The sequence below is a fragment of the Bordetella sp. 2513F2 genome (genome assembly GCF_054642735.1).
Map to the genome: position 1 here is coordinate 315,316 of NZ_CM137755.1, position 20,993 is coordinate 336,308.

19 protein-coding genes are annotated in these 20,993 nt (G+C 69.4%); 6 read left to right on the forward strand and 13 right to left on the reverse strand.

Annotated elements, in window-relative coordinates; translation table 11 throughout:
• Window positions 1-78 precede the first annotated feature (78 nt).
• On the forward strand, window positions 79-2,148 hold the full coding sequence (locus ACYBYQ_RS01485; RefSeq protein ID WP_459616630.1) for a UvrD-helicase domain-containing protein: 2,070 nt from the start codon (window positions 79-81) through the stop codon (window positions 2,146-2,148).
• A 91-nt stretch (window positions 2,149-2,239) separates the two neighbouring features.
• Here ACYBYQ_RS01485 and ACYBYQ_RS01490 read toward each other — a convergent pair whose 3' ends face one another.
• The 8 genes from ACYBYQ_RS01490 to ACYBYQ_RS01525 are packed head-to-tail and all read right to left on the reverse strand — an operon-like array spanning window position 2,240 to window position 10,894.
• Complete coding sequence (locus ACYBYQ_RS01490) at window positions 2,240-3,370, reverse strand: M20 family metallopeptidase (protein WP_459616631.1); 1,131 nt, start codon at window positions 3,368-3,370, stop codon at window positions 2,240-2,242.
• A 29-nt stretch (window positions 3,371-3,399) separates the two neighbouring features.
• Window positions 3,400-4,305, reverse strand: coding sequence for an alpha/beta hydrolase family protein (locus tag ACYBYQ_RS01495; RefSeq protein WP_459616632.1), 906 nt, complete (start codon window positions 4,303-4,305; stop codon window positions 3,400-3,402).
• 5 nt (window positions 4,306-4,310) lie between these two features.
• Complete coding sequence (locus ACYBYQ_RS01500) at window positions 4,311-5,321, reverse strand: ABC transporter ATP-binding protein (RefSeq protein ID WP_459616633.1); 1,011 nt, start codon at window positions 5,319-5,321, stop codon at window positions 4,311-4,313.
• The gene (locus ACYBYQ_RS01505; protein ID WP_459616634.1) at window positions 5,318-6,310 is read right to left on the reverse strand and encodes an ABC transporter ATP-binding protein; all 993 of its coding nucleotides are present in this window, start codon (window positions 6,308-6,310) and stop codon (window positions 5,318-5,320) included. Before ACYBYQ_RS01505 ends, ACYBYQ_RS01500 begins: the two co-directional genes overlap by 4 nt.
• Window positions 6,307-7,227: an ABC transporter permease gene (locus ACYBYQ_RS01510; protein WP_459616635.1), complete on the reverse strand. Its 921-nt coding sequence runs from the start codon at window positions 7,225-7,227 to the stop codon at window positions 6,307-6,309. Before ACYBYQ_RS01510 ends, ACYBYQ_RS01505 begins: the two co-directional genes overlap by 4 nt.
• A gap of 12 nt (window positions 7,228-7,239) precedes the next feature.
• Window positions 7,240-8,217, reverse strand: coding sequence for an ABC transporter permease (locus ACYBYQ_RS01515; protein ID WP_459616636.1), 978 nt, complete (start codon window positions 8,215-8,217; stop codon window positions 7,240-7,242).
• 41 nt (window positions 8,218-8,258) lie between these two features.
• A complete protein-coding gene (locus tag ACYBYQ_RS01520) occupies window positions 8,259-9,887 on the reverse strand; it encodes an ABC transporter substrate-binding protein (protein ID WP_459616637.1) in 1,629 nt (542 codons plus the stop codon).
• A 41-nt stretch (window positions 9,888-9,928) separates the two neighbouring features.
• Window positions 9,929-10,894 (reverse strand): M14 family metallopeptidase, encoded by a 966-nt coding sequence (locus ACYBYQ_RS01525; protein ID WP_459616638.1) that lies wholly within the window; start codon window positions 10,892-10,894, stop codon window positions 9,929-9,931.
• Between the two features lie 136 nt (window positions 10,895-11,030).
• On the opposite strand from ACYBYQ_RS01525, the gene ACYBYQ_RS01530 reads away from it, so the two are divergent.
• On the forward strand, window positions 11,031-11,933 hold the full coding sequence (locus ACYBYQ_RS01530; RefSeq protein ID WP_459616639.1) for a LysR family transcriptional regulator: 903 nt from the start codon (window positions 11,031-11,033) through the stop codon (window positions 11,931-11,933).
• Window positions 11,934-11,994: 61 nt separating this feature from the next.
• Here ACYBYQ_RS01530 and ACYBYQ_RS01535 read toward each other — a convergent pair whose 3' ends face one another.
• From ACYBYQ_RS01535 to ACYBYQ_RS01545, 3 genes are all read right to left on the reverse strand, one after another.
• The gene (locus ACYBYQ_RS01535; RefSeq protein ID WP_459616640.1) at window positions 11,995-13,620 is read right to left on the reverse strand and encodes an ABC transporter substrate-binding protein; all 1,626 of its coding nucleotides are present in this window, start codon (window positions 13,618-13,620) and stop codon (window positions 11,995-11,997) included.
• Between the two features lie 161 nt (window positions 13,621-13,781).
• Window positions 13,782-14,015, reverse strand: a complete 234-nt coding sequence (locus ACYBYQ_RS01540) for a hypothetical protein (RefSeq protein WP_459616641.1) — start codon at window positions 14,013-14,015, stop codon at window positions 13,782-13,784.
• An 82-nt stretch (window positions 14,016-14,097) separates the two neighbouring features.
• The gene (locus tag ACYBYQ_RS01545; RefSeq protein WP_459616642.1) at window positions 14,098-14,973 is read right to left on the reverse strand and encodes an NAD(P)H-hydrate dehydratase; all 876 of its coding nucleotides are present in this window, start codon (window positions 14,971-14,973) and stop codon (window positions 14,098-14,100) included.
• 117 nt (window positions 14,974-15,090) lie between these two features.
• Here ACYBYQ_RS01545 and ACYBYQ_RS01550 point away from each other — a divergent pair, with 117 nt between their 5' ends.
• Window positions 15,091-15,924: an enoyl-CoA hydratase/isomerase family protein gene (locus tag ACYBYQ_RS01550; RefSeq protein WP_459616643.1), complete on the forward strand. Its 834-nt coding sequence runs from the start codon at window positions 15,091-15,093 to the stop codon at window positions 15,922-15,924.
• A gap of 49 nt (window positions 15,925-15,973) precedes the next feature.
• Here ACYBYQ_RS01550 and ACYBYQ_RS01555 read toward each other — a convergent pair whose 3' ends face one another.
• Complete coding sequence (locus ACYBYQ_RS01555) at window positions 15,974-16,723, reverse strand: enoyl-CoA hydratase-related protein (RefSeq protein ID WP_459616644.1); 750 nt, start codon at window positions 16,721-16,723, stop codon at window positions 15,974-15,976.
• Entirely contained in the window at window positions 16,720-17,712 is a 993-nt protein-coding gene (locus ACYBYQ_RS01560; protein ID WP_459616645.1) for an NAD(P)H-dependent flavin oxidoreductase, read from the reverse strand. Before ACYBYQ_RS01560 ends, ACYBYQ_RS01555 begins: the two co-directional genes overlap by 4 nt.
• A gap of 126 nt (window positions 17,713-17,838) precedes the next feature.
• Between ACYBYQ_RS01560 and ACYBYQ_RS01565 the strand changes: the two genes are divergently transcribed.
• The 3 genes from ACYBYQ_RS01565 to ACYBYQ_RS01575 all read left to right on the forward strand — a co-directional run bounded on the left by ACYBYQ_RS01565 (window position 17,839) and on the right by ACYBYQ_RS01575 (window position 20,989).
• On the forward strand, window positions 17,839-18,519 hold the full coding sequence (locus ACYBYQ_RS01565; protein WP_459616646.1) for a TetR/AcrR family transcriptional regulator: 681 nt from the start codon (window positions 17,839-17,841) through the stop codon (window positions 18,517-18,519).
• Entirely contained in the window at window positions 18,503-19,651 is a 1,149-nt protein-coding gene (locus ACYBYQ_RS01570; RefSeq protein WP_459616647.1) for an acyl-CoA dehydrogenase family protein, read from the forward strand. Before ACYBYQ_RS01565 ends, ACYBYQ_RS01570 begins: the two co-directional genes overlap by 17 nt.
• Before the next feature lie 111 nt (window positions 19,652-19,762).
• Complete coding sequence (locus ACYBYQ_RS01575) at window positions 19,763-20,989, forward strand: CaiB/BaiF CoA transferase family protein (RefSeq protein ID WP_459616648.1); 1,227 nt, start codon at window positions 19,763-19,765, stop codon at window positions 20,987-20,989.
• The last annotated feature ends 4 nt before the right edge of the window (window positions 20,990-20,993 follow it).

The following is a 20,993-nucleotide window of genomic DNA, read 5'->3' on the forward strand; positions in this document are numbered from 1 at the left end:
GCGCCGCCACGGGTCGACACCACCTGATCGGCGCCACCCCGGCGCCGCCGCCCAACCGAACGAGGTCACGTTACCTGCATGTCCGCAAGCCAATCCGCCATCGGCGCCGGGATGAACCCGGCGCAGAAAGAAGCCGTGCTCTATCTCGACGGACCCTGCCTGGTCCTGGCGGGCGCCGGCAGCGGCAAGACGCGGGTCATCACGCAGAAAATGGCCTATCTGCTGCGCGAGTGCGGCTACATGGGTCGCAACATCGTGGCGCTGACCTTCACCAACAAGGCGGCCCGCGAGATGGCCGAGCGCGTCAAGGGCCTGGTCGACCGCAAGCTGGCCAAGGGCCTGACGATCAGCACGTTCCACGCGCTGGGCGTGCGCCTGCTGCGCGAGGAGGCTGCGCATGCCGGACTGAAGCCCCAGTTCTCCATCCTCGATGCGGACGACGCGCTCGGCATCATCCAGGACCTGCTCGCCACCACCGACCGCGGCCGCCTGCGCGAGGTGCAGTCCATCATCTCGCTGTGGAAGAATGCGCTGATGGATCCCGACGCGGCGGATCGCGCTGCGTCCACGCCCAGCGAGGTCGAGGCGGCGCGCGTCTATCGCAGCTACGCGGCCACGCTGGCGGCCTACCAGGCCGTGGATTTCGACGACCTGATCCGCATTCCCGCCGAACTGCTGTCGGCCAACGAAGCGGTGCGCACGCGCTGGCAGAACCGCGTGCGCTACCTGCTGGTCGACGAATACCAGGACACCAACGTCTGCCAGTACCGCCTGGTGCAGCTGCTCACCGGCACGCGCGCCATGTTCACCGCCGTGGGCGACGACGACCAGGCCATCTATGCCTGGCGCGGCGCCACCATAGAAAACCTGGCCAAGCTCACCACCGACTACCCGCAGCTCAAGCTGATCAAGCTGGAGCAGAACTACCGCTCGGTGCAGCGCATCCTGGCCGCCGCCAACAGCGTGATCGAGCGCAATCCCAAGCTGTTCGAGAAGAAGCTGTGGTCGGAGCTGGGCGTGGGCGAACCCATCACCGTGTCTCCCATGGACAGCGAGGAGCACGAGGCCGAGTCCATCGCCATGAAGATTTCCGCTTCGCGTTTCGAGCGCCAGGCGCAGTGGAAGGACTACGCCATCCTGTATCGCAGCAATCACCAGTCGCGGGTGCTGGAGCAGGCGCTGCGCAACCTGAAGATTCCCTACACCATCTCCGGCGGGCAGAGCTTCTTCGACAAGGCCGAGGTGCGCGACATCCTGGCATACCTGCGGCTGGTGGCCAACGACGAGGACGACCCGGCCTTCATCCGCGCCGCCACCACGCCGCGGCGCGGCATCGGCCAGGGCACGCTGCAGGCCCTGGGGCAGTATGCCGCCCAACGCCAGATCTCGCTGCTCGCCGCCGTGGACGAAACCGGCCTGGAAGCGCAACTCGCGCCGCGGCAGCTCGAGCCGCTGCGCACCTTCGCCGAATTCATCCGGCGCATCCAGTGGCGCGCCGGACGCGGCACGGCAGGCTCGGCCCCGCGCGCAGCCGAGCCTGCGGGCGTCATCCTCGACGACCTGCTCGGCGCGATCCAGTACGAGCGCTACCTGTACGACACCCTGGAGGAGCGGCCGGCCCAGAATCGCTGGCAGAACGTCCTGGAACTCACCGGCTGGCTCAAGCGCAAGGCCGAGGAAGACGGCATGACGCTGTTCGAGCTGGTGCAGCACGTGGCCCTGGTCACCATGCTGGAGCGCGGCGAGGACGAGGAGCCGGATGCGGTGAAGCTGTCCACGCTGCACGCCTCCAAAGGGCTGGAGTATCCGCACGTGTACCTGGCCGGCGTCGAGGAAGGGCTGCTGCCGCACCTCGGCAAGGACGACGAGGACCTGGGCGGACCGGAACGCGCCGCCGAGGTCCTGGCCACGCGCATCCAGGAAGAGCGGCGCCTGATGTACGTGGGCATCACGCGGGCCCAGCGCAGCCTGCACCTGAGCTGGTGCCGCAAACGCCGCCGCGCCCGCGAGGACCGCGTCTGCGAACCCTCGCGCTTCATCGAGGAAATGGGCCTGGACCAGCCCGGCATCAAAGAAGACGAGGCCACCCGCGCCATGAGCCCCAAGGAACGCCTCGGCATGCTCAAGGCCCTGCTCAACAAAACCTGATACGTTGGTGTCAGACACCTTTTGTACGTACAGCCGGTGTCAGACACCTGCTGTGTTGTACGTACAGATGGTGTCTGACACCTTCTGCGCCTCAGTCGAGTTCGCGCAGCAGCAGGTGCCAGAACTTCACGCGGGTCTCGAGGGTGGAGACGAGGATGTGCTCCTTGAGCGTGTGCGCGCCGTCGCCGTCGGCGCCCAGGCCGTCCAGGGTGGGCACGCCCATGGCGGAGGTGAAGTTGGCGTCGCTGCCGCCGCCGGTCATGGGGGCGTCGTCGAGCTGGAAGCCGGCTTCCCGGGCGTAGGCCCGCGCCTTGTCGAGCAGGGCGGCGGTTTCCGGCGTTTTCACCATGGGCGGGCGGTTGAGCTCCACGTCGATGTCCAGCTGGGTGTCGGGGTCTACGGTGCACAGCTCGCGCATGCGCCGCAGCACGTAATCGGCCGACGCCATGTCGGGGACGCGGAAATCCACCACGCAGCGGCAGCGCTCGGGCACGGTGTTGGTGGCGGTGCCGCCGCTGATGCTGCCCACGCTCACGGTGATGCCGCGCTCGTAGTCGGTGAGGGACTCCAGCGCCAGCACCTGGTGGGCCATTTCCTTGATGGCGCTGCGGCCCTTCTGGTGGGCCACGCCGGCGTGCGCCGGCACGCCCTTGACGCCCAGGCGCAGCATGCCGGTGCCCTTGCGCGCGGTCACGCACATGCCGCGCTCGGCGCGTGCCGGTTCGCAGACCAGCCCGTAGCGCGCCGTGGCGGCCAGGCGCTCGATGTGCACGCGCGAGGCGTGGCTGCCGGTTTCCTCGTCGGGGACCATCAGGAAGTCGATGGGCAGCCGGGTGGAGCCGGGCTGGTCCAGCCCCGCCATGGCCGACAGGGCGATGTAGGTGCCGGCTTTCATGTCGTAGCCGCCCGGGCCGTAGAGGCGGTCGCCCTCGATGCGGATGGGATTGTCGTCCAGCGTGCCGATGGGGTGCACGGTGTCCAGGTGCGCCAGCACCAGGATGCCCGGACGCGTGTCGCCCTCGGCGCGGTTGGTCACCTCGAGCAGCGGGCCGACGTGGTCGCCCAGCGGCGTGACCGTGGCCTTCAGGCCCAGCGCGCGCGCGTGCTCCGCCACCATGTCGGCCATGGCCGCCACGCCCGCGGGCGAGCTGGTGGGGGATTCGCAGCGCATCCAGGCCTGGATGCCTGCGACCAGTTGATCGGTATCGGGTAACGTGCTCATGGAGACCTCGCGGGAAAGCGGAAACGGGATCAGGCGACGTGCTGGCCGGCCAGGCGCGCCATCTCGGCGGCGTCGGGCATGCGGCCCTCGAACCACAGGCTGGCGCATACGGCCGACATGGCGCGGCCGTCGTGGCCGATGCCGGGCACCACCTGCAGCGTCCAGTTGAACGGCACGCCGCGCCGCGCGGCTTCGGCGCGGCCGGCCTCGAAGTAATGGTGGGCGCGCGCGAACCGGTGCGGGCCCTGGCGCAGGGCCGCGGGTTCGGAGGGCAGGTGCGGATCGTTGGTGGCGATGTCCTGGTCGCCCGCCAGGATGGTCATGGGATAGGCCAGCAGCTTCACCAGGTGCTCCTCGGTGAGGCCGACGCCATCCAGGCCTTCGGGAAACTTGTGGTCGAAGGTGGGCAGGGTGTACCAGCCCGGATTGCCCGCCGTGACGGCGTGGTAGGGATCATGCGGCTGGCTGCTCATGAGCCTGTGCACGAACTGGCCGCCGGCCGAGTGGCCGAACAGGTGGACGCGGCTGCAGTCGGAGATCTCCGCCTTGCGGATGTCGGCCAGCACGCGCGCGGGCAGGGCGTAGGTCCAGCCGTCGACGTGGCGCGGGTTGCCCGCCGGCGTATAGACGCGGCCGTTGTTGTAGCTCTCGACGCCGGGCCAGATCTCGTTCGAGAAAGTGGGCGCCACGATCAACAGGTTGTGGCGGTCGGCGGCGGGGATCCAGAAATCGCGGTATTCGTCGCCGTTGCGCAGCACGCCATGCTGCACGATCACCACCGGGCGGTCGGGCGTGTAGCCGAACGGCCGGTAGGTGTGCAGGGTGAAGGGACGGTCGGCGTTGCGGTCTTCGTCGACGTACGGAATGGCGTTGCGGCCGGCATGGCCCAGTTCCAGGGCCAGGCGTTCGGCGTTGCTGAGGTCTGCGGGTTTCATCGTGTTCAGGCGGACGTGTCGTTCAGGTGGCAGGCCGACCAGTGGCCGGGGGCGATGGTCTTGAGTTCGGGGCGCTGCTCGCGGCAGCGCGGCATGGCGTGGGGGCAGCGCGGATGGAACGTGCAGCCCGGGGGCGGATTCAACGGGGATGGGATCTCGCCGCGGATGGGCGTGAACTTGCGTCCGCGCCGGCTCACGTCGGGCATCTCGGCCATCAGCGCCTGCGTATACGGATGGTTGGCGCGCGCGAAGATGTCCGCCGCGCTGGCCTGTTCGACGATGCGGCCCAGGTACATGATGGCCACGCGGTCGGAGATGTGCCGCACCACGCCCAGGTCGTGGCTGATGAACAGGTAGGTGAAGCCATGCTGTTCGCGCAGGTCCATGAAGAGGTTGATCACCTGGGCCTGGATGGACACGTCCAGCGCGGCCACCGGCTCGTCGCACACCAGGAACCTGGGCGACACCATCAGCGCCCGGGCGATGCCGATGCGCTGGCGCTGGCCTCCCGAGATCTGGTGGGGATAGCGGTCGCGGTACTCGCGGTCCAGGCCCACCTCGGCCAGGGCCCGGTCCACCCGTGCGGGAATCTCGGCCGGCGCGGCCAGCCTGTGCACCTTGAGCGCCTCGCCCAGGATCTGGCGCAGGCGCTGGCGCGGGTTCAGCGAGGCCTGCGGGTCCTGGAAGATCATCTGCACGGCCAGCGTGTAGGCCAGGCGGTCGGCCCCGCGCAGCCCGTCGACGGCGCGCCCCTGATAGAGCAGCTCGCCTTCGGACTGCCGGTGCAGGCCGGCCACGACGCGGCCCAGCGTGGACTTGCCGCAGCCGGATTCCCCGACCAGGCCGACGACCTCGCCGCGCTGCAGGCTCAGCGACACGCCGTTGACGGCATGCACCGTGCGGCGGTCGACGGCGCGGCCGGCCAGCGCCAGCAGGCGCTGGGCCACGTCGGGGCGTTGTTCGAAGCGCTTGTGGACGTTGCGCAGCTCGATGACGGGGGTTTGGGCTTCGGTCATGCTTGGAGGATGGGGCGGGCGATGGGCGCGTAGCAGCGATAGCTGCGCGCGCCTTCCTGGATGGGGGCGGGTGCCTGTTCGGTGCAGCGGGTGACGGCATTGGGGCAGCGCGGCCGGAACGCGCAGCCCGACGGCCGGGCCGACAGGCTGGGCGCCATGCCGTCGATCTGCTGCAGGCGGGCACCGGGCCGGGTCTGGGCCGGCATGGATTCGAGCAGGCCGCGGGTGTAGGGATGGCGCGGCGCGTCCAGCACCTCGTCGACCGGGCCCGTTTCCACGATGCGCCCGGCATACATCACGGCCACGCGGTCGGCCAGTTCGGCCACCACGCCCAGGTCGTGCGTGATCCAGATCAGCGCGGTGTCGTGCTCGCGGCAGATCTGCTGCATGCGGTAGAGGATCTGGCCCTGGATCGTCACATCCAGCGCCGTGGTGGGTTCGTCGCAGATGATCAGGTCGGGCTTGTTGAGCATGGCGATGGCGATGGCCACGCGCTGGCGCATGCCGCCCGAGAACTCATGCGGATAGCTCTGCAGCCGCTTCTCCGGCGAGGGAATGCCCACCATCTCGAGGGCCTCGCGGCAGCGTTCCAGGGCTGCCGCGCGCGGCACGTCGGCATGCGTGAGGATGGCTTCCAGCATCTGTTCCCCGATGCGCAGCACCGGGTTCAGCGTCATCAGCGGATCCTGGAAGATCATGGCGATGCGGTTGCCGCGCAGCCGGCGCATCTGCTCTTCCGGCAGGCCGCGCAGGTCCTGGCCCTTGAAGCGGATCTCGCCGGCCACCACCTCGCCCGGCGGGTCTATCAGGCCCAGCAGGGAGAAGCCGGTGACGGACTTGCCGGAGCCCGACTCGCCCACCAGCCCCAGGATCTCGCCGCGGCGCACGCTGAGGTCCACGCCGTCGACCGCCGGCCAGGCGCCGGCTTCCGTATGGAATGCGGTGCGCAGGCCGCGCACGTCCAGGATCAGTTCGTTCGTTCGGGTCATGCTCGTCGCGGGTCCAGGGCTTCGCGCAGGCGATCGCCCACGATGTTGATGGTGAGGATGAGCACCAGCAGCGCCAGGCCGGGGAACATGCTGATCCAGTAGTCGCCCGACAGCAGGTACTGGAAGCCGTTGGCGATCAGCAGCCCCAGCGACGGTTCGGTGACGGGCACCCCGACGCCCAGGAACGACAGCGTGGCTTCCAGCACGATGGCATTGGCGATCTGGATGGTGGCGAACACCAGCACCGGGCCCAGGCAGTTGGGCAGCAGGTGGAACAGCATGATGCGCCAGGCCGGAAAGCCCAGGTTGGCGGCGGCCTCCACGTATTCCTTGCGGCGCTCCTGCAGTGCGCGGCCGCGCATGATGCGCGCATAGTGGGCCCATTGCACGATGACCAGCGCGAGGATGACCTTGTCCACGCCGCGGCCCATCATGGCCAGCAGCACCAGCGCCACCAGGATGGTCGGAAAGCCCAGGATGAAGTCCACGATGCGCATCAGCACGGCGTCGACGAAGCCGCCCGCATAGGCGGCCAGCAGGCCCACCAGGCTGCCGATCACGGTGGCCAGCGCCACCGCCGTCAGGCCCACCATCAGGCTGATGCGCAGGCCATACAGGATGGCGCTGAGCATGTCGCGCCCCTGGTCGTCGGTGCCCAGCCAGTAGGTGATGCCGTCCATGGACTCGGCGCCCGGCGCCAGGCGCCCGTCCAGCAGGTTCAGGCTGGCGAGGTCGTACGGATTCTGCGGCGCGAAGAAGGGGGCCAGCAGCACCAGCAGCACCAGCGCCAGCAGGGCCAGGCCGGCGCCGCGCACCGTGGGGCGGCTGCGCAGCTTCTTGATGATGCGGGCGCGCTGCGGCGTGTCGGCCAGCGGCTGGGCCGTGCGCGTGCGTGCGGTGTTGAGGGAATCTTGCATGGTTGTGTGCTCTTACTGGGCGGGCGCGACCAGTTGCACGCGCGGATCGAGCGCCGCGTACAGGATGTCGACGACGAGGTTGATGACGACGAAGATCAGGGTTACCAGCATCACGTAGGCCACCACCACGGGGCGGTCGAGCTGGTAGACGCTGTCGATGAGCAGCTTGCCCATGCCGGGCCAGGCGAACACGGTCTCGGTGATGGTGGAGTAGGCGATGAGGCTGCCGAATTCCATGCCGATCACGGTGACCACCGGGATCAGGATGTTGCGCAGGATGTGGCGGCGTACGATGCGGCCGGGGCGCACGCCCTTGGCCCGCGCGAACTTCACGTAGTCCTGCGAGCGCGCCTCGACCACGCCCGTGGCCGTGAGCCGCAATACCAGGGCGATGTTGGCCAGGGCCAGGTTGATGGCGGGCATGATCACGTGCGGCCAGCCGTCTGCCGTGAGCAGGGAGATGGGCACGCCCAGCACCTCGACGGTGTCGCCGCGTCCGGAGGCGGGCAGCCAGCCCAGCCAGACCGAGAACAGCAGGATCAGCATCATTCCCTGCCAGAAGTTCGGCAGCGAATAGCCCAGCACCGACGTCGCCATGATGCCGCGGCCCAGCGGCTCGTCGCGGTACAGGCCGGCCACCAGGCCGAGCGGGATGCCGATCACGCAGGTCAGGGTGATGGCCACCACCACCAGCTCGAAGGTGGCGGGGATGCGCTGCACGATCAGCTGTATGGCGGGGATGCCGTGCACGAACGAGGTGCCGAGGTCGCCATGCAGCGCGCGCCACAGGAAGTTGGCGTATTGCTGCCATACGGGCAGGTCCAGGCCCAGGCGCGCGATCATCGCCTCGCGGGCTTCCTGGCTGGCTTCGGGGCTCACCAGCAGTTCGATCGGGTCGCCCACCGCGTAGACGGCGAAGAACACCACGACCGAGACGGCCAGCAGGACGAACAGGCTCTGGATGAGCCTGCGCAAGATGAACAAGGCCACGTTGACGTATTTCCTGTCTTACAGCATGGGGCGCCGGCGCGTCAGGGCGCGGGCTTTACAGAAGAAGCGAGAGTGTACTGGTCGGCGCGGCCTTCGTACGTGAGGCCCTTGCGGAACGCCCAGAGCGTGCTCTCGAAGTGCAGCGGGATGGCGGGCAGGTCGGCGAGGGCCAGGGTGAGCGACTGCTGCAGCAGCTTCTCGCGCTCGGCCGGATCCATCGTGCCCATGGCCTTGCGGAAGACGGCATCGAGCTCGGGATTGCTGTAGCGGCCGTAGTTGCTGGTGCCCATGCCCAGCTCGGGCGCATAGGAGGTGACCCAGTACTGCAGGAAGGACGAGGCCTCGCCGGTTTCCGAGGCCCAGCCGCCCAGGGCGAAGCTGAACTCCCGCTTGGCCCGCCTGGGGAAGTACACCGAGCGCGTCATGGCGTCGACGTGCGTCTTGATGCCGACCCGCGACAGGAACTGCGCCACGGCCTGCACGATCTGCCCGTCGTTGATGTAGCGGTCATTGGTGGCCGAGAGGGTGAGTTCGAAGCCGTCGGGGTAGCCGGCCTGCGCCAGCAGCTTCTTCGCGCCTTCGGGGTCGTATGCGAGCTCCGGCGGGTTGGGCAGGGTGCCGGACATGCCGTCCGGCAGGAACTGGTATGCCGGCGTGGCCATGCCATCCATGATGCGCGCGACGATGGCCTTGCGGTCGATGGCCATCGAGATGGCGCGCCGCACGCGCACGTCCTGCAGCGGGTTCCTGCCGTCGGCGGCCTTCACCAGCGGGCTGGCGCTGCGCCCCACGTCGGGCTGGAAGTAGATCACCCGCACCGACGGCGTCATGACGTAGCCGAACCCGGGCGTGTTCTTGATGCGCGCGATGTCGCGCGCAGCGGGGCTCTCTATCACATCGAAGTCGCCCGCCAGCAGTCCGGTCAGGCGCGGGCCGGCGCTGGGCACCGGCGCCAGGTGCACCGTGCGCCAGGCCGGCTTCTCGCCCCAGTAGTCTTCATTGCGCACCAGGTCGATGCCGGTGCCCTTGGTGTAGGACTTGAGGGTGTAGGGGCCGGTGCCGATGGCGTTCTTGCCGCTGTTGAAGTCGGCCACCGCGGGCCAGGGGCCCGTCACGCCGCACTGGTTCTGCAGGTCGAACCGTATGGTCTCGTGCTGCGCGATGCCGCTCCAGAGGATGCCGGTGCGGGTCAGGTCGTTGGCCAGCAGCGGATAGGGCCGCTTGGTGTGGATGCGCAGCGTATGGGCGTCGGGCGTCTCGATCGATTCGAACTTCTGCACGATGGTCTCGAACGAGCCGCCGATCGCCTGCTCGTTGTTCATCACGCGGCAGAAGGTGAAGATCACGTCCTGGGCCGTGAACGGCTCGCCGTTGGAGAATTTCACCCCCTCGCGCAGCTTGAATTCCCAGGTGTTGTCGTCCAGCGTGCGCCACGACGTGGCGAGCTGCGGCACCAGGTTCATTCTTGCGTCCTGGGCGACCAGGGTCTCGAAGACATGCGCCGCCAGGGCGTTGTTGGGCGTTGCCTGGTGGTAGTGCGGATCCATGGCCGTCGGCTCGGATGCCAGCGCGATGCGCAGGGTGTCGTCGGCCTGGGCCTGCGCACAGGACGCCGCGCCGGCCAGCACGGCCAGCGCAGCGGCGCGCAGGCGGGAAAGCGGGGTGCTCATTGCGGTTTTCTCCTTGGACTGTTGTTCGTGATGGCCCGGGTTCAGGCGATGGGTTGCGCGAGGCGCAGCACCGTGACGCCGGGCCGCACATTGGCCAGCGACGGCATGATGAGCACGCAATCGTCGTAGGGGGTGCGCACCGGCACGCCTTCGTTCCAGCCGATGACCGTGCCCTGCTGCGGAATGGATTCCAGGCCCTTCCAGGGTTCGGCGAAGCGGAAGTCGGTGCCGGTGGCGGCGATGGCGTCGGTCACGCGCAGCGCCTGCTGGCGCGGGGCCGCGGGCGCCAGCCAGGCCGCGGGAATGTCGGCCTGGTCCAGCGCGCCCGACTTCACCAGGAAGCGGGCCATCATGTCCTCGGCCACGGCGCGGGCCGAGGGGGCGCCGTGGAAGCCGCACTCGATCAGCAGCGAGCGCGTGCCGTTGTCGCCCGGTTCGCCGAACCTGCCGTAATCGCGCATGCGCACGCCCGCGGCATGGCCGGCATCGGCGATCAGGTACTGCGGGTTGCCCAGCTCCAGGGCCAGGTCGATGTTGCGCTGCTGCAGGCCCGTCATCTGCAGCGGGACTTCGGAGTTGCTCATGGAATGGAAGTCCAGCAGCCAGTCGGCGCGCTGCACCCAGGGCAGCAGCTCGGCCGCGCGGCGGCGCTCCTGGGTGCCCGCGTCGGCCAGCTTGTCGTCGCTCCAGACGCGGTTCATGTCCTCGTCCACGAAGCGCGAGCGCAGGTAATTCTGCGGGTCGAAGCGGTCGAAGGCAGCCAGGTTGCAGAAGGCCAGGGTCAGCGTGCCGCGGCGCGGCCGCAGTCCCGAGGCGAGCAGCGTCTTGAGCGCCCAGGCGCCGCACAGCTCGTTGCCATGGATGAGCGCGGTGAGCAGCACGTGCCGCCCCGGTTCGCCCGAGTCGAAATGCCAGACGCCTGGGGTGCCGGTGTTGCCGGCGCGTTCGGCGGCGAGATCCGGACAGGGCAGTTCGAACGGGCGTGGGGTGATCGCGGCGGCGGACATGGCGGCTCCTGGACAGGCGGGGATGGGCAAGTCGGGAATTCTAGAAGCCACATAGCTTTCTCTACAATTAGAGAAATTGTCATAGTCTTTGCCGTTATGGCAAATCACAGGCAGGGGTCCGGACATCGTGCATGGCGTGGCGCTCAAGTATTTTCTGGAGGTGGCCCATTCGGGCAGCCTCAGCGAGGCCTCGCGCCGTCTGCACGTGGCCGTCTCCGCCATCAGCCGGCAGATCGCCCGTCTCGAGGAAGAAGTGGGCGCGGCCCTGTTCGAGCGCGCGCCGCGCGGCATGGTGCTCAGCCCCGCCGGCGAACTGATGCTGGCGCACGTGCGGCGCACGCTGCTGGATGCCGACGCCGTCCGGACCCAGATCGCCGCACTGCAGGAGACGCCGCGCGACCGCATCCGCATCGCGGCCTCGGAAGGGCCGGCGCAGGGCTTCCTGCCCGAGGCCATGGCCGCCTTCCATTCCCGGCATCCTCAGACCCACTATACGCTGCATGTGATGCCGCCGCGGGAGGCCGTGCGGCGCACCGTCGAGGGCGAGGTCGACCTGGCCCTGTGCTTCACCGTGGAGAAGCCCGAAGGCGTGGCGGTGCGTCATGCGCAGCGGGCTCCGGTATGCGTGGTGATGTCCGCCTCGCATCCGCTGGCGCGGCGCCGGCGCGTGGCGCTGGACGACCTCCGGCCCTATCCCCTGGCGCTCACGGATGCCCGCAGCACCGCGCGCTACCTGCTCGAGCGGGGCGGCGCACTGGATGCGCTGGACATGGACAGGGTGCTGGAGTCGACGTACTCCGAGGCATTGCTGGGTTTCGTGCGCCATTCCATGGCGATCACCTTCGCCGGCTACGCTTCGGTGGCATGGCGCCTGAAGCGCGACGGCATGGTGGCGCTGCCGATCGCCGATGCCGACCTGCAGGCCCGCCACCTGCAGCTGCTCACGATGGCCGGACGGGAACTGCCGCCGGCCATCGAGCGATTCGTGGCATTCCTGCAAGGCCGGCTCGACGCCATGTCGGCCAGCCTGCCGGGATGAGGAATGCCGGCGGGAATGCCGGCGGCGGCCCGGGCCGCCGCCCCTGCGGGCAGAGCGCCGCTTACTTGTCGGCCGGCTTGACCGACATGGCCAGCGTGAACTGGTCGCGGCGGCCTTCGTAGGTGATGCCCTTGCGGAAGGCCCAGATGCTGCTTTCGAAGTGCAGCGGGATCAGCGGCACGTTGTCCAGGGCGATCCGCGTGGCCTGCTCCAGCAGCGGCTTGCGCTGGGCCGGGTCGACCGTCACGATGGCCTGCTTGTAGACCTTGTCGAACTCGGGATTCGAGAAGCCGCCGTAGTTGCTGGTGCCCAGGCTGTTGGGCGAATCCAGCGAAGCCACCCAGAGCTGGAACAGTCCCGAGGCCTCGCCCACTTCCGACGGCCAGCCGCCCATCGAGAAGCTGAACTCGCGCTTGGCGCGCTTGGGGAAGTAGATGGACGCCGTCATGGCATCGACGTGGGCCTTGATGCCGATGCGCGACAGGTACTGCGCCACGGCCTGCGCGACCTGGCCGTCGTTGACGTAGCGGTCGTTCGGCGTGGAGAGCGTCAGCTCGAAACCGTCGGGGTAGCCGGCTTCCGCGAGCAGCTTCTTCGCGCCTTCCGGGTCGTACTTGATCTCGGGGGCGTCGGCCAGGCCGCCGAACATGCCGTCGGGCATGTACTGGTAGGCCGGCGTGGCCATGCCGTCCATCAGGCGCGCGACGATGGTCTTGCGGTCGATCGCCATCGAGATGGCGCGGCGCACGCGCAGGTCCTGCAGCGGATTCTTGCCGTCGGCGGCCTTGACCAGCGGGCTGGGATTGCGGGCCACGTCGGGCTGGAAGAAGATCAGGCGGGTCGAGGGCGTGGCCACGAAGCCGAAGTCCTTGTTGGACTTCAGGCGCTGCAGGTCGCGCGCGGCGGGGTTCTCGATGACGTCGAAGTCACCCGACAGCAGGCCGGTCAGGCGCGGGCCGGCGTTGGGCACCGGCACCATCTTCACTTCTTTCCAGTAGGGCTTGGGGCCCCAGTAGTTCTCGTTGCGCACGAGCTGGATGCCGGTGCCCTTGACGTAGGACTTCAGCGTGTACGGGCCGGTGCCGATGGCATCCTTGCCGTTGTTGAAGTCGGCCACGGTGGGCCAGGGGCCCGTCACGCCGCAGCCGGCCTTGGGGTCGAAGTGCAGCTTGCCGTGCTCCACGATGCCGTTCCAGAGGATGGGCAGGCTGCGCGCCACTTCGGCGGGCAGCAGGGGCAGCGGGGCGGAAGTCTTGATGATGACCGTGTGGGCGTCCGGCGTCTGCACGTCGGTGATGCGCTTGGTCAGGTCCATGTACGACTGCGAGACGTTGGTCTCGTTGTTCAGCGTACGGCAGATGGTGAACAGCACGTCTTCGGAGGTGAAGGGCTGCCCGTTGGAGAACTTGACGTCGTCGCGCAGCTTGAATTCCCAGGTCAGGTCGTCGAGGTTCTTCCACGACGTGGCCAGGGCGGGCACCAGGTTCATCTGGGCGTCGCGGCCGATCAGGGAGCTGTAGACGTGCGCCGAGAAGGCGTCGTTTTGCGTCTGCTTGTGGTAGTGCGGGTCGGCCGAAGTGGGCTCGGACGACAGCGCGATGGTCAGCGTCTGGGCCTGTGCCGCCCCGGTCAGGCCGGCGATGCCGGCGCCGGTGGCCAGCATGGCCAGCAGGTTGCGCAATTTCATGTGACGACTCCGGAAGGACAAGGGCGCGATTATCGGTAGCCGATTCGCGCGTTGTCAATGCGAAGCCGCCGGGCGTGCCGGCTCGGTGAAGCCTTCCGGCATGCGCTGCAGAAGTGCCGCCCGGGGGCGGCGTCAGGGCCTTTGGACGGGCCCCGGGCGTCTTACCACTGCGAGCCGCTGTAGTGGGCGCTCTGGGCGCGGGCGCGGTTCATGGACTCGTTCACTTCGTCGATGAAGGCGAACAGGTTGCCGATGGCGCGGCCGGTGCGGCGGGTGGCGGACTTCAGGGCAGCCAGCGGGTGCAGGCCGGATTGCTTTTCCATAGCGCCGCGCAGCAGCTCACGCTCCAGCGCATCGGTGAGGCGGGCGTTTTGGCTCAGGGTCAGGTCGCTCATGGTGGTCTCCAGTGCGGGGTGTCGATGGAAACCATTATAGGGATAACCCTAAGTGCACTGCAACAAAAATCTAGGGAAAACCCTAGTTGTCTTGTAACTGATCCTGACTGTGGCCATTGCGCAACTTTCGCGCGGCATCGGCAAGCTCGCCGGCGGTGAGGCCGATCGGCCCCACACCGGCAGCCACCAGGGCGTCCGCGGCGGCGCCGTGGAGCCAGACGGCGCCCGCCACGGCCTGCAGCCGGGGCAGGCCCTGCGCCAGCAGGCTGCCCAGCATGCCTGCCAGCACGTCGCCGGTGCCGGCGGTGGCCAGGCCGGGGTTGCCCGTGGTGTTGACCCGGCAGCGGCCGTCCGGCGCGCAGACCAGGGTGCCGGCGCCCTTGAGCACGCTCCAGGCGCGGTATTTCCGGGCCAGCGCGCGGACGGCGCCGAGGCGGTCGGCCTGCACCGCGGCGGTGCCGCAGCCCAGCAGGCGGGCAGCCTCGCTGGGATGGGGCGTGAGCACCACCGCATCCGGGTCTGCCCAGTGGGGGTGCACCCGGCCGGCGGCCAGCAGGTTGAGGCCGTCGGCGTCCAGCACCAGGGGAGCGGCGCCGCGCCGCTGCAGCAGGCGGTCGAGCAGGCCGGCAGCCTCGTCGGTGGCGCCCAGGCCGCAGCCGGCCACCCATGCGCCGATGGCGGGCGCGCCGTCGGCCATCAATTCGGCTGCCCCGCGCAGCATGAGCTCGGGCTGCAGCGGGTCGCAGGCGAGCGGGGTCTGGTGCTGGGCGAAGCCGACCAGCACCTTGCCGGCCCCGATGCGCAACGCCGCGCGCGCGGCCAGCAGCGCCGCGCCGGCCATGCCCGGGCCGCCGCCCAGGATGGCCAGGGTGCCATGCGTGCCCTTGTGGCTGTCGGGAGCACGCGGGGCGAACAAGGCGGGCAGGTCTGCGGGGCGGATGGGCAGGGGAGTGTCCATGGGCTGAGAGGGCTTGCGCGCACGGCGCGCGATGCTTCTATAGTGCCCCAAAGCCCCGCGCCGCTCCATCGGCGCGGCGCAACGCCAGAGGTTCCAACCCAGATCGAGGAGACTGCCTTGCCCGACGCCACGCTCGACCACTACGCCCATTACCAGTCACTCAAGTTCAAGCGGCACCCCGACGGCGTGCTCGAACTCATCATGGCAGCGCCGCCGGCGCGCGCCGGCAAGCTGTCCACGGCCGACGACCGCATGCACAGAGAGCTGGCGGCGGTCTGGCGCGACATCGACACCGATCCCGACACGCGCGTGGTGGTGCTGCGCGGCGAGGGCAAGGGTTTTTCCGGCGGCGGGGATCTCGACCTGGTGCAGCAGATGGCCGACGATTTCCAGGTGCGCGCGCGCGTCTGGCGCGAGGCGCGCGACCTGGTCTACAACCTGATCAACTGCAACAAGCCGATTGTGTCCGCCATGCATGGCGCGGCGGTGGGCGCGGGCCTGGTCGCCGGCCTGCTGGCCGACGTGTCGATCGCAGCGCGCGATGCCCGCATCATCGACGGACATACGCGGCTGGGCGTGGCCGCCGGCGACCACGCCGCCATCGTCTGGCCGCTGCTGTGCGGGATGGCCAAGGCCAAGTACTACCTGCTGCTGTGCGAGACGGTGAGCGGCGAGGAGGCCGAGCGCATCGGCCTGGTGTCGCTGTGCGTGGAGCCCGGCGACCTGCTGCCGCGCGCCTTCGAGGTGGCGCAGCGGCTGGCCGCCGGTTCGCAGAGCGCCATCCGCTGGACCAAATATGCGCTGAACAACTGGCTGCGCATGGCCGGCCCCAGTTTCGATACTTCGCTGGCCCTGGAATTCATGGGTTTCGGCGGGCCGGACGTGCAGGAGGGCATCCAGTCGTTGCGCGCGCGGCGACCGCCCACGTTCTCGGCGCAGGAGCCATTCTGAGCGGCGGATGTTCTGCCTCCTGGCGCGGCCACCTCGTCGCCGTCGGGCCTCATGCGGGGTCGCGCTTGTGGAGAAATCGCGCGAAGGCCTGCTGCGCTTCGGGAGACCGCAGGCGCAGCCGGAACTGTTCGGCCTCGGCGTCCAGGGCGGCATGGATCTCCGCGCGTTCGGCGCGCCGCAGCAGGGCCTTGCTGGCGCGCAGCGCCGCGGGCGGCAGTGCGGCGAGTTCGGCGGCGGTGGCCCTCGCGGCGTCCAGCGCGCCGCCCGGCGGCGTGAGGGCGCTCACCAGTCCGGCCTCGCAGGCGGCCTGGGGATCGATGGCTCGCCCCAGCAGCAGCCATTCGGCGGCACGGCGCGCGCCCGCCAGGCGCGGCAGCATCAGGCTGGAGCCGCCCTCCGGACACAGGCCGAGGTTCACGAACGGCATGCGCAGCCGCGCGTCGCTGGCCGCGTAGACGAAGTCGCAATGCTGCAGCAGCGTCACGCCGATGCCCACGGCGTGGCCTTCCACTGCCGCCAGCACCGGCACGTCCAGGTCCACCAGCGCGCGCAGGAAGCCCAGCGCGGGGCTGTCGCCCGGCGGGCGTTCGGCCTGGAAATCGCGCAGATCGTTGCCGGCCGTGAACTGGCCGTCCGAACCGGTGAGGATCACCGCGGCCAGCGCGGGATCGGCCGCGGCCTGCCGCAGCTGGGCAGCCAGCGATGCATACGCGGCGTTGTCGAGCGCATTGCGGCGTTCGGGGCGCCGGATGGCGAGCGTGAGCACGGCGCCGTCGCGCTCCGCGGCGATGCCGGTCATGGAAAGCTCCGGGCCTGCACGCGGCCTGCCGCGGCGGCATATTCGGCGCGCAGCCGGGCCACGATCTCTTCGGCGGGCAGCACGCTGTCGATGCTGCCCACGCCCTGGCCCGCGCCCCAGATGTCTTTCCAGGGCTTGCTGCGCGTGGTGCCGAAGTTCGAGGCCGCGGCGTTGGGGGCGGGCAGGCTGGCCGGGTCCAGGCCGGCGGCCACGATGCTGGATTTCAGGTAGTTGCCCGGGATGCCGGTGAAGAACGGCGTGTACAGGATGTCGGCCGCGCCGGCGTCCACGATGGCCTGCTTGTAGGCTTCGGGGGCATGCGCCTGCGTGCTGGCGATGAAGCGCGTTCCCATGTAGGCGAAGTCGGCGCCCATCGCCAGTGCCGCCAGCACCCCGGCGCCGGTGGTGATGGCGCCCGAGAGCACGATGGGCCCGTCGTAGCGCCGCCGCACTTCGGCAAGCAGCGCGAAGGGGCTCAGCGTGCCGGCATGGCCGCCTGCCCCCGCACACACCAGGATCAGGCCGTCCACGCCCGCCTCCAGCGCTTTCTCGGCGTGCCGCAGCGTGGTGACGTCGTGGAAGACCTTGCCGCCCCAGGCATGCACGCCGTCGACCACGTCGTTGGGCGCGCGCAGGCTGGTGATGATGTAGGGCACGCGATGCGCGGCGCACACGGCCAGGTCCTGGTCCAGGCGGTCGTTCGAGGCGTGGATGATCTGGTTCACCGCATACGGCGCGACGCGCGCCTGCGGATCCGCGGCCCGCAGCGACTGCAGGCCGGCCTCGACCTCGTGCAGCCAGTCGTCCAGCAGGCTCTGCGGGCGTGCGTTGAGGGCGGGAAATGCGCCCAGCACGCCCGCGCCGCACTGGGCCAGCACCAGCTGCGGCTGCGACACGATGAACATCGGCGCGCACACCACCGGCAGGGTCATGCGGGCGTAGAGCCCGGCCACCAGCGGATGCAGCGGCGGGGATGCGTTGGAATCCATGTCTCGTCCTCTGAGCTTGACGGCGCGGGCGCGCCTCATATAATTACCTACCGGCCGTCCGGTAATTAATCTGAAAGTATTTAACGGCAGGGGCCGAAACGCTGTCAATGCGCGGCTCCCCCTCCCATGGCAGACACGTCCCATCCCGCTTCAAGGCGGCCGCGCGCAGGGCGCCCGCCCACGCTGGCCGCGCCGCGCGAACGCATCCTGCAGGAAGCGGCCCGCCATTTCGCGCACAGCGGCTACGAAAACAGTTCGGTGGCCGACCTGGCCACGGCGGTAGGCGTGTCCAAGGCCGCCATCTATCACTACTACCCCACCAAGCAGGACATCTACGACGCCATCATCCTGGACGTGCTGCAGGGCCTGTACGACGCCGTGGGCGCGCAGGTGGCGCAGGCCGCGCCCGGCCTGCCGCGCCTGCGTGCATTCATGCTGGCGCATGCGCGCTATTTCGCCGCGCACCACGACAAGTTCGTCACCATGCTGGTGGGCTATTCCGGCATGCGCCTGCCCGAGCGCGAGGATGCCTCGCGGCTGCGCGACGCCTATGAAGGCCTGCTGCGCGGACTGCTCGCCGAAGGCATGGCCCAAGGCCATTTCCGGAAGCTGGACCCGGCGGCCACGGGCCGCGCGGTGCTCTCGATGCTGAACTGGATGGTGCGCTGGTACAAGCCCGGGCAAGGCGCCAGCGCGGAGCAGGTGGCCGACGATTATTTCCAATTGATCACCCAGGGCGTGCGCCCCGCCGATGCGGGCGCTTCCCCGTCTATTTCACAGGATATTCCCCATGGCTCTGGACAATGAAACCCTCACCCTGCTGGTCGACGCGGTGCGCCGCTTCGTTACCGAACGCCTGGTGCCGTCCGAAGACGAACTGGCCCAGACCGGCGAAATGCCGGCCGGCATCGTCGAGGAAATGCGCGAGCTGGGCCTGTTCGGCCTTTCCATCGCCCCGGAGTACGGCGGGCTGGGCCTGAACATGGAAGAGGAGGTCCGGGTGGTGTTCGAGCTGGGCCAGACCTCGCCGGCCTTCCGTTCGCTGGCCGGCACCAACATCGGGATAGGCTCGCAATCCATCGTGCTGGCCGGCACCGACGCCCAGCGCCAGGCCTACCTGCCGCGCCTGGCCAGCGGCGAGCTGGTCGGCTCCTTCGCCCTCACCGAGCCCGATGCCGGCTCCGACGCCATGGCGCTGCGCACGTTGGCCGTGCGCGACGGCGATCATTACGTGATCAACGGCACCAAGCGCTTCATCACCAATGCCCCCATCGCGGGCCTGTTCTCGGTGATGGCGCGCACGGCGCCCGAGCGCCGCGCCGACTCGATCTCGTGCTTCCTGGTGGAGGCCGGCACCCCGGGGCTGGTCATCGGCAAGCCCGACAAGAAGATGGGCCAGACCGGCGCGCTCACCAGCGACGTGGTGTTCGACAACTGCCGCGTGCCCGCCTCGGCCCTGCTGGGCGGGCAGGAAGGCAACGGCTTTCGCACCGCCATGCGCGTGCTGGACAAGGGCCGGCTGCACATCGCGGCGCTGTGCGTGGGCATCGCCGAGCGGCTGCTGCGCGACGCCGTGCGCTACGCGCTCGAGCGCAGGCAGTTCGGCCAGCCCATTGCCGAGTTCCAGCTGGTGCAGGCCATGCTGGCCGACAGCCAGGCCGAGCTCTATGCCGCGCGCTGCATGGTGCTGGATGCCGCGCGCAAGCGCGACCGCGGCGAGAACACCACGATGGAGGCCGCCTGCTGCAAGATGTACGCCACCGAGATGGTGGGCCGGGTGGCCGACCGGGCGGTGCAGATCCACGGCGGGGCGGGCTACATGGCCGAGTATGCGGTCGAGCGTTTCTATCGCGACGTGCGCCTGTTCCGCATCTTCGAGGGCACCACGCAGATCCAGCAGCTGGTCATCGCCCGCGAAACGCTCAAGGCCTATGGTTGAGCCGCGCGGGCCTTGTGCCCGCCGCGCACAAGATCGTGCGCAAAACGGAAAATCCCGCGCCATGCGCGCGGCTAATATGCCGGATTGTCCTTTTCTTTTCACGACCCCGACATGTCGCAACGTCCCGCTCCCCTGACCGGCATACGCGTGCTGGATCTCACCCGCGTGCTCGCGGGGCCCTGGTGCACCCAGAACCTGGCCGACCTCGGCGCCGAGGTGGTCAAGATCGAGCGCCCGGGCGCCGGCGACGACACCCGGGCCTGGGGGCCGCCGTACCTGCGCGACGCCGAGGGCAACGAGACCACCGAAGCGGCCTACTACCTGTCGGCCAACCGCAACAAGCTGTCCGTGGCGCTCGACATCGCCACCCCGCGCGGTGCCGAACTGGTGCGCGAGCTCGCGGCGCAGAGCGACATCCTGGTGGAGAACTTCAAGGTCGGGGGCCTGCGCAAGTATGGGCTCGACTACGAAAGCCTGCGCGAGGTCAATCCCGGCCTGATCTACTGCTCGATCACGGGCTTCGGCCAGACCGGCCCGTATGCCAGCCGGCCCGGCTACGACTTCATGATCCAGGGCATGGGCGGGCTGATGAGCATCACCGGCGAACGCGACGACCTGCCCGGCGGCGGCCCGCAGAAGGCCGGCGTGGCCGTGGCCGACCTCATGACCGGCATGTACGCCACGGTGGGCATCCTGGCCGCATTGCACGAGCGCGCCCGCAGCGGACTGGGCCAGCATGTCGACATGGCCCTGCTCGACTGCCAGGTGGCGATGCTGGCGAACCAGAACCTCAACTACATGACTTCCGGCAAGGCGCCCCGGCGTGCCGGCAACGCGCACCAGAACCTGGTGCCGTACCAGGTGTTCGCCGCCAGCGACGGGCACCTCATCGTGGCCGTGGGCAACGACAGCCAGTTCCGCAATTACTGCAGGGTCATCGGCATGCCCGAGCTGTCGCAGGACCCGCGTTTCGCCACCAATCCGCAGCGCGTGCAGAACCGCGACGCGCTGGTGCCGCTGCTGGCCGAACGCATGGCCACCGGCGAGCGCGACATGTGGCTGGCCCGGCTCGAAGAGGCCGGCGTGCCGGCGGGCCCCATCAATACGCTGGACCAGGTCTATCAGGATCCGCACGTGCTGGCGCGCGGGATGCGCCGCGAACTGCCGCATCCCGCGGCGGGCACCGTGCCCATCGCCGCCAGCCCCCTGAAGCTGTCCGGCAGCCCGGTCGAATACCGGCGCGCGCCGCCCATGCTGGGGGAACACACGCGCCAGGTGCTCGCCGAGCGCCTCGGGCTGTCGGACGACGAGATCGACGCGCTGGCGCAGGGAGGCTGAGCCC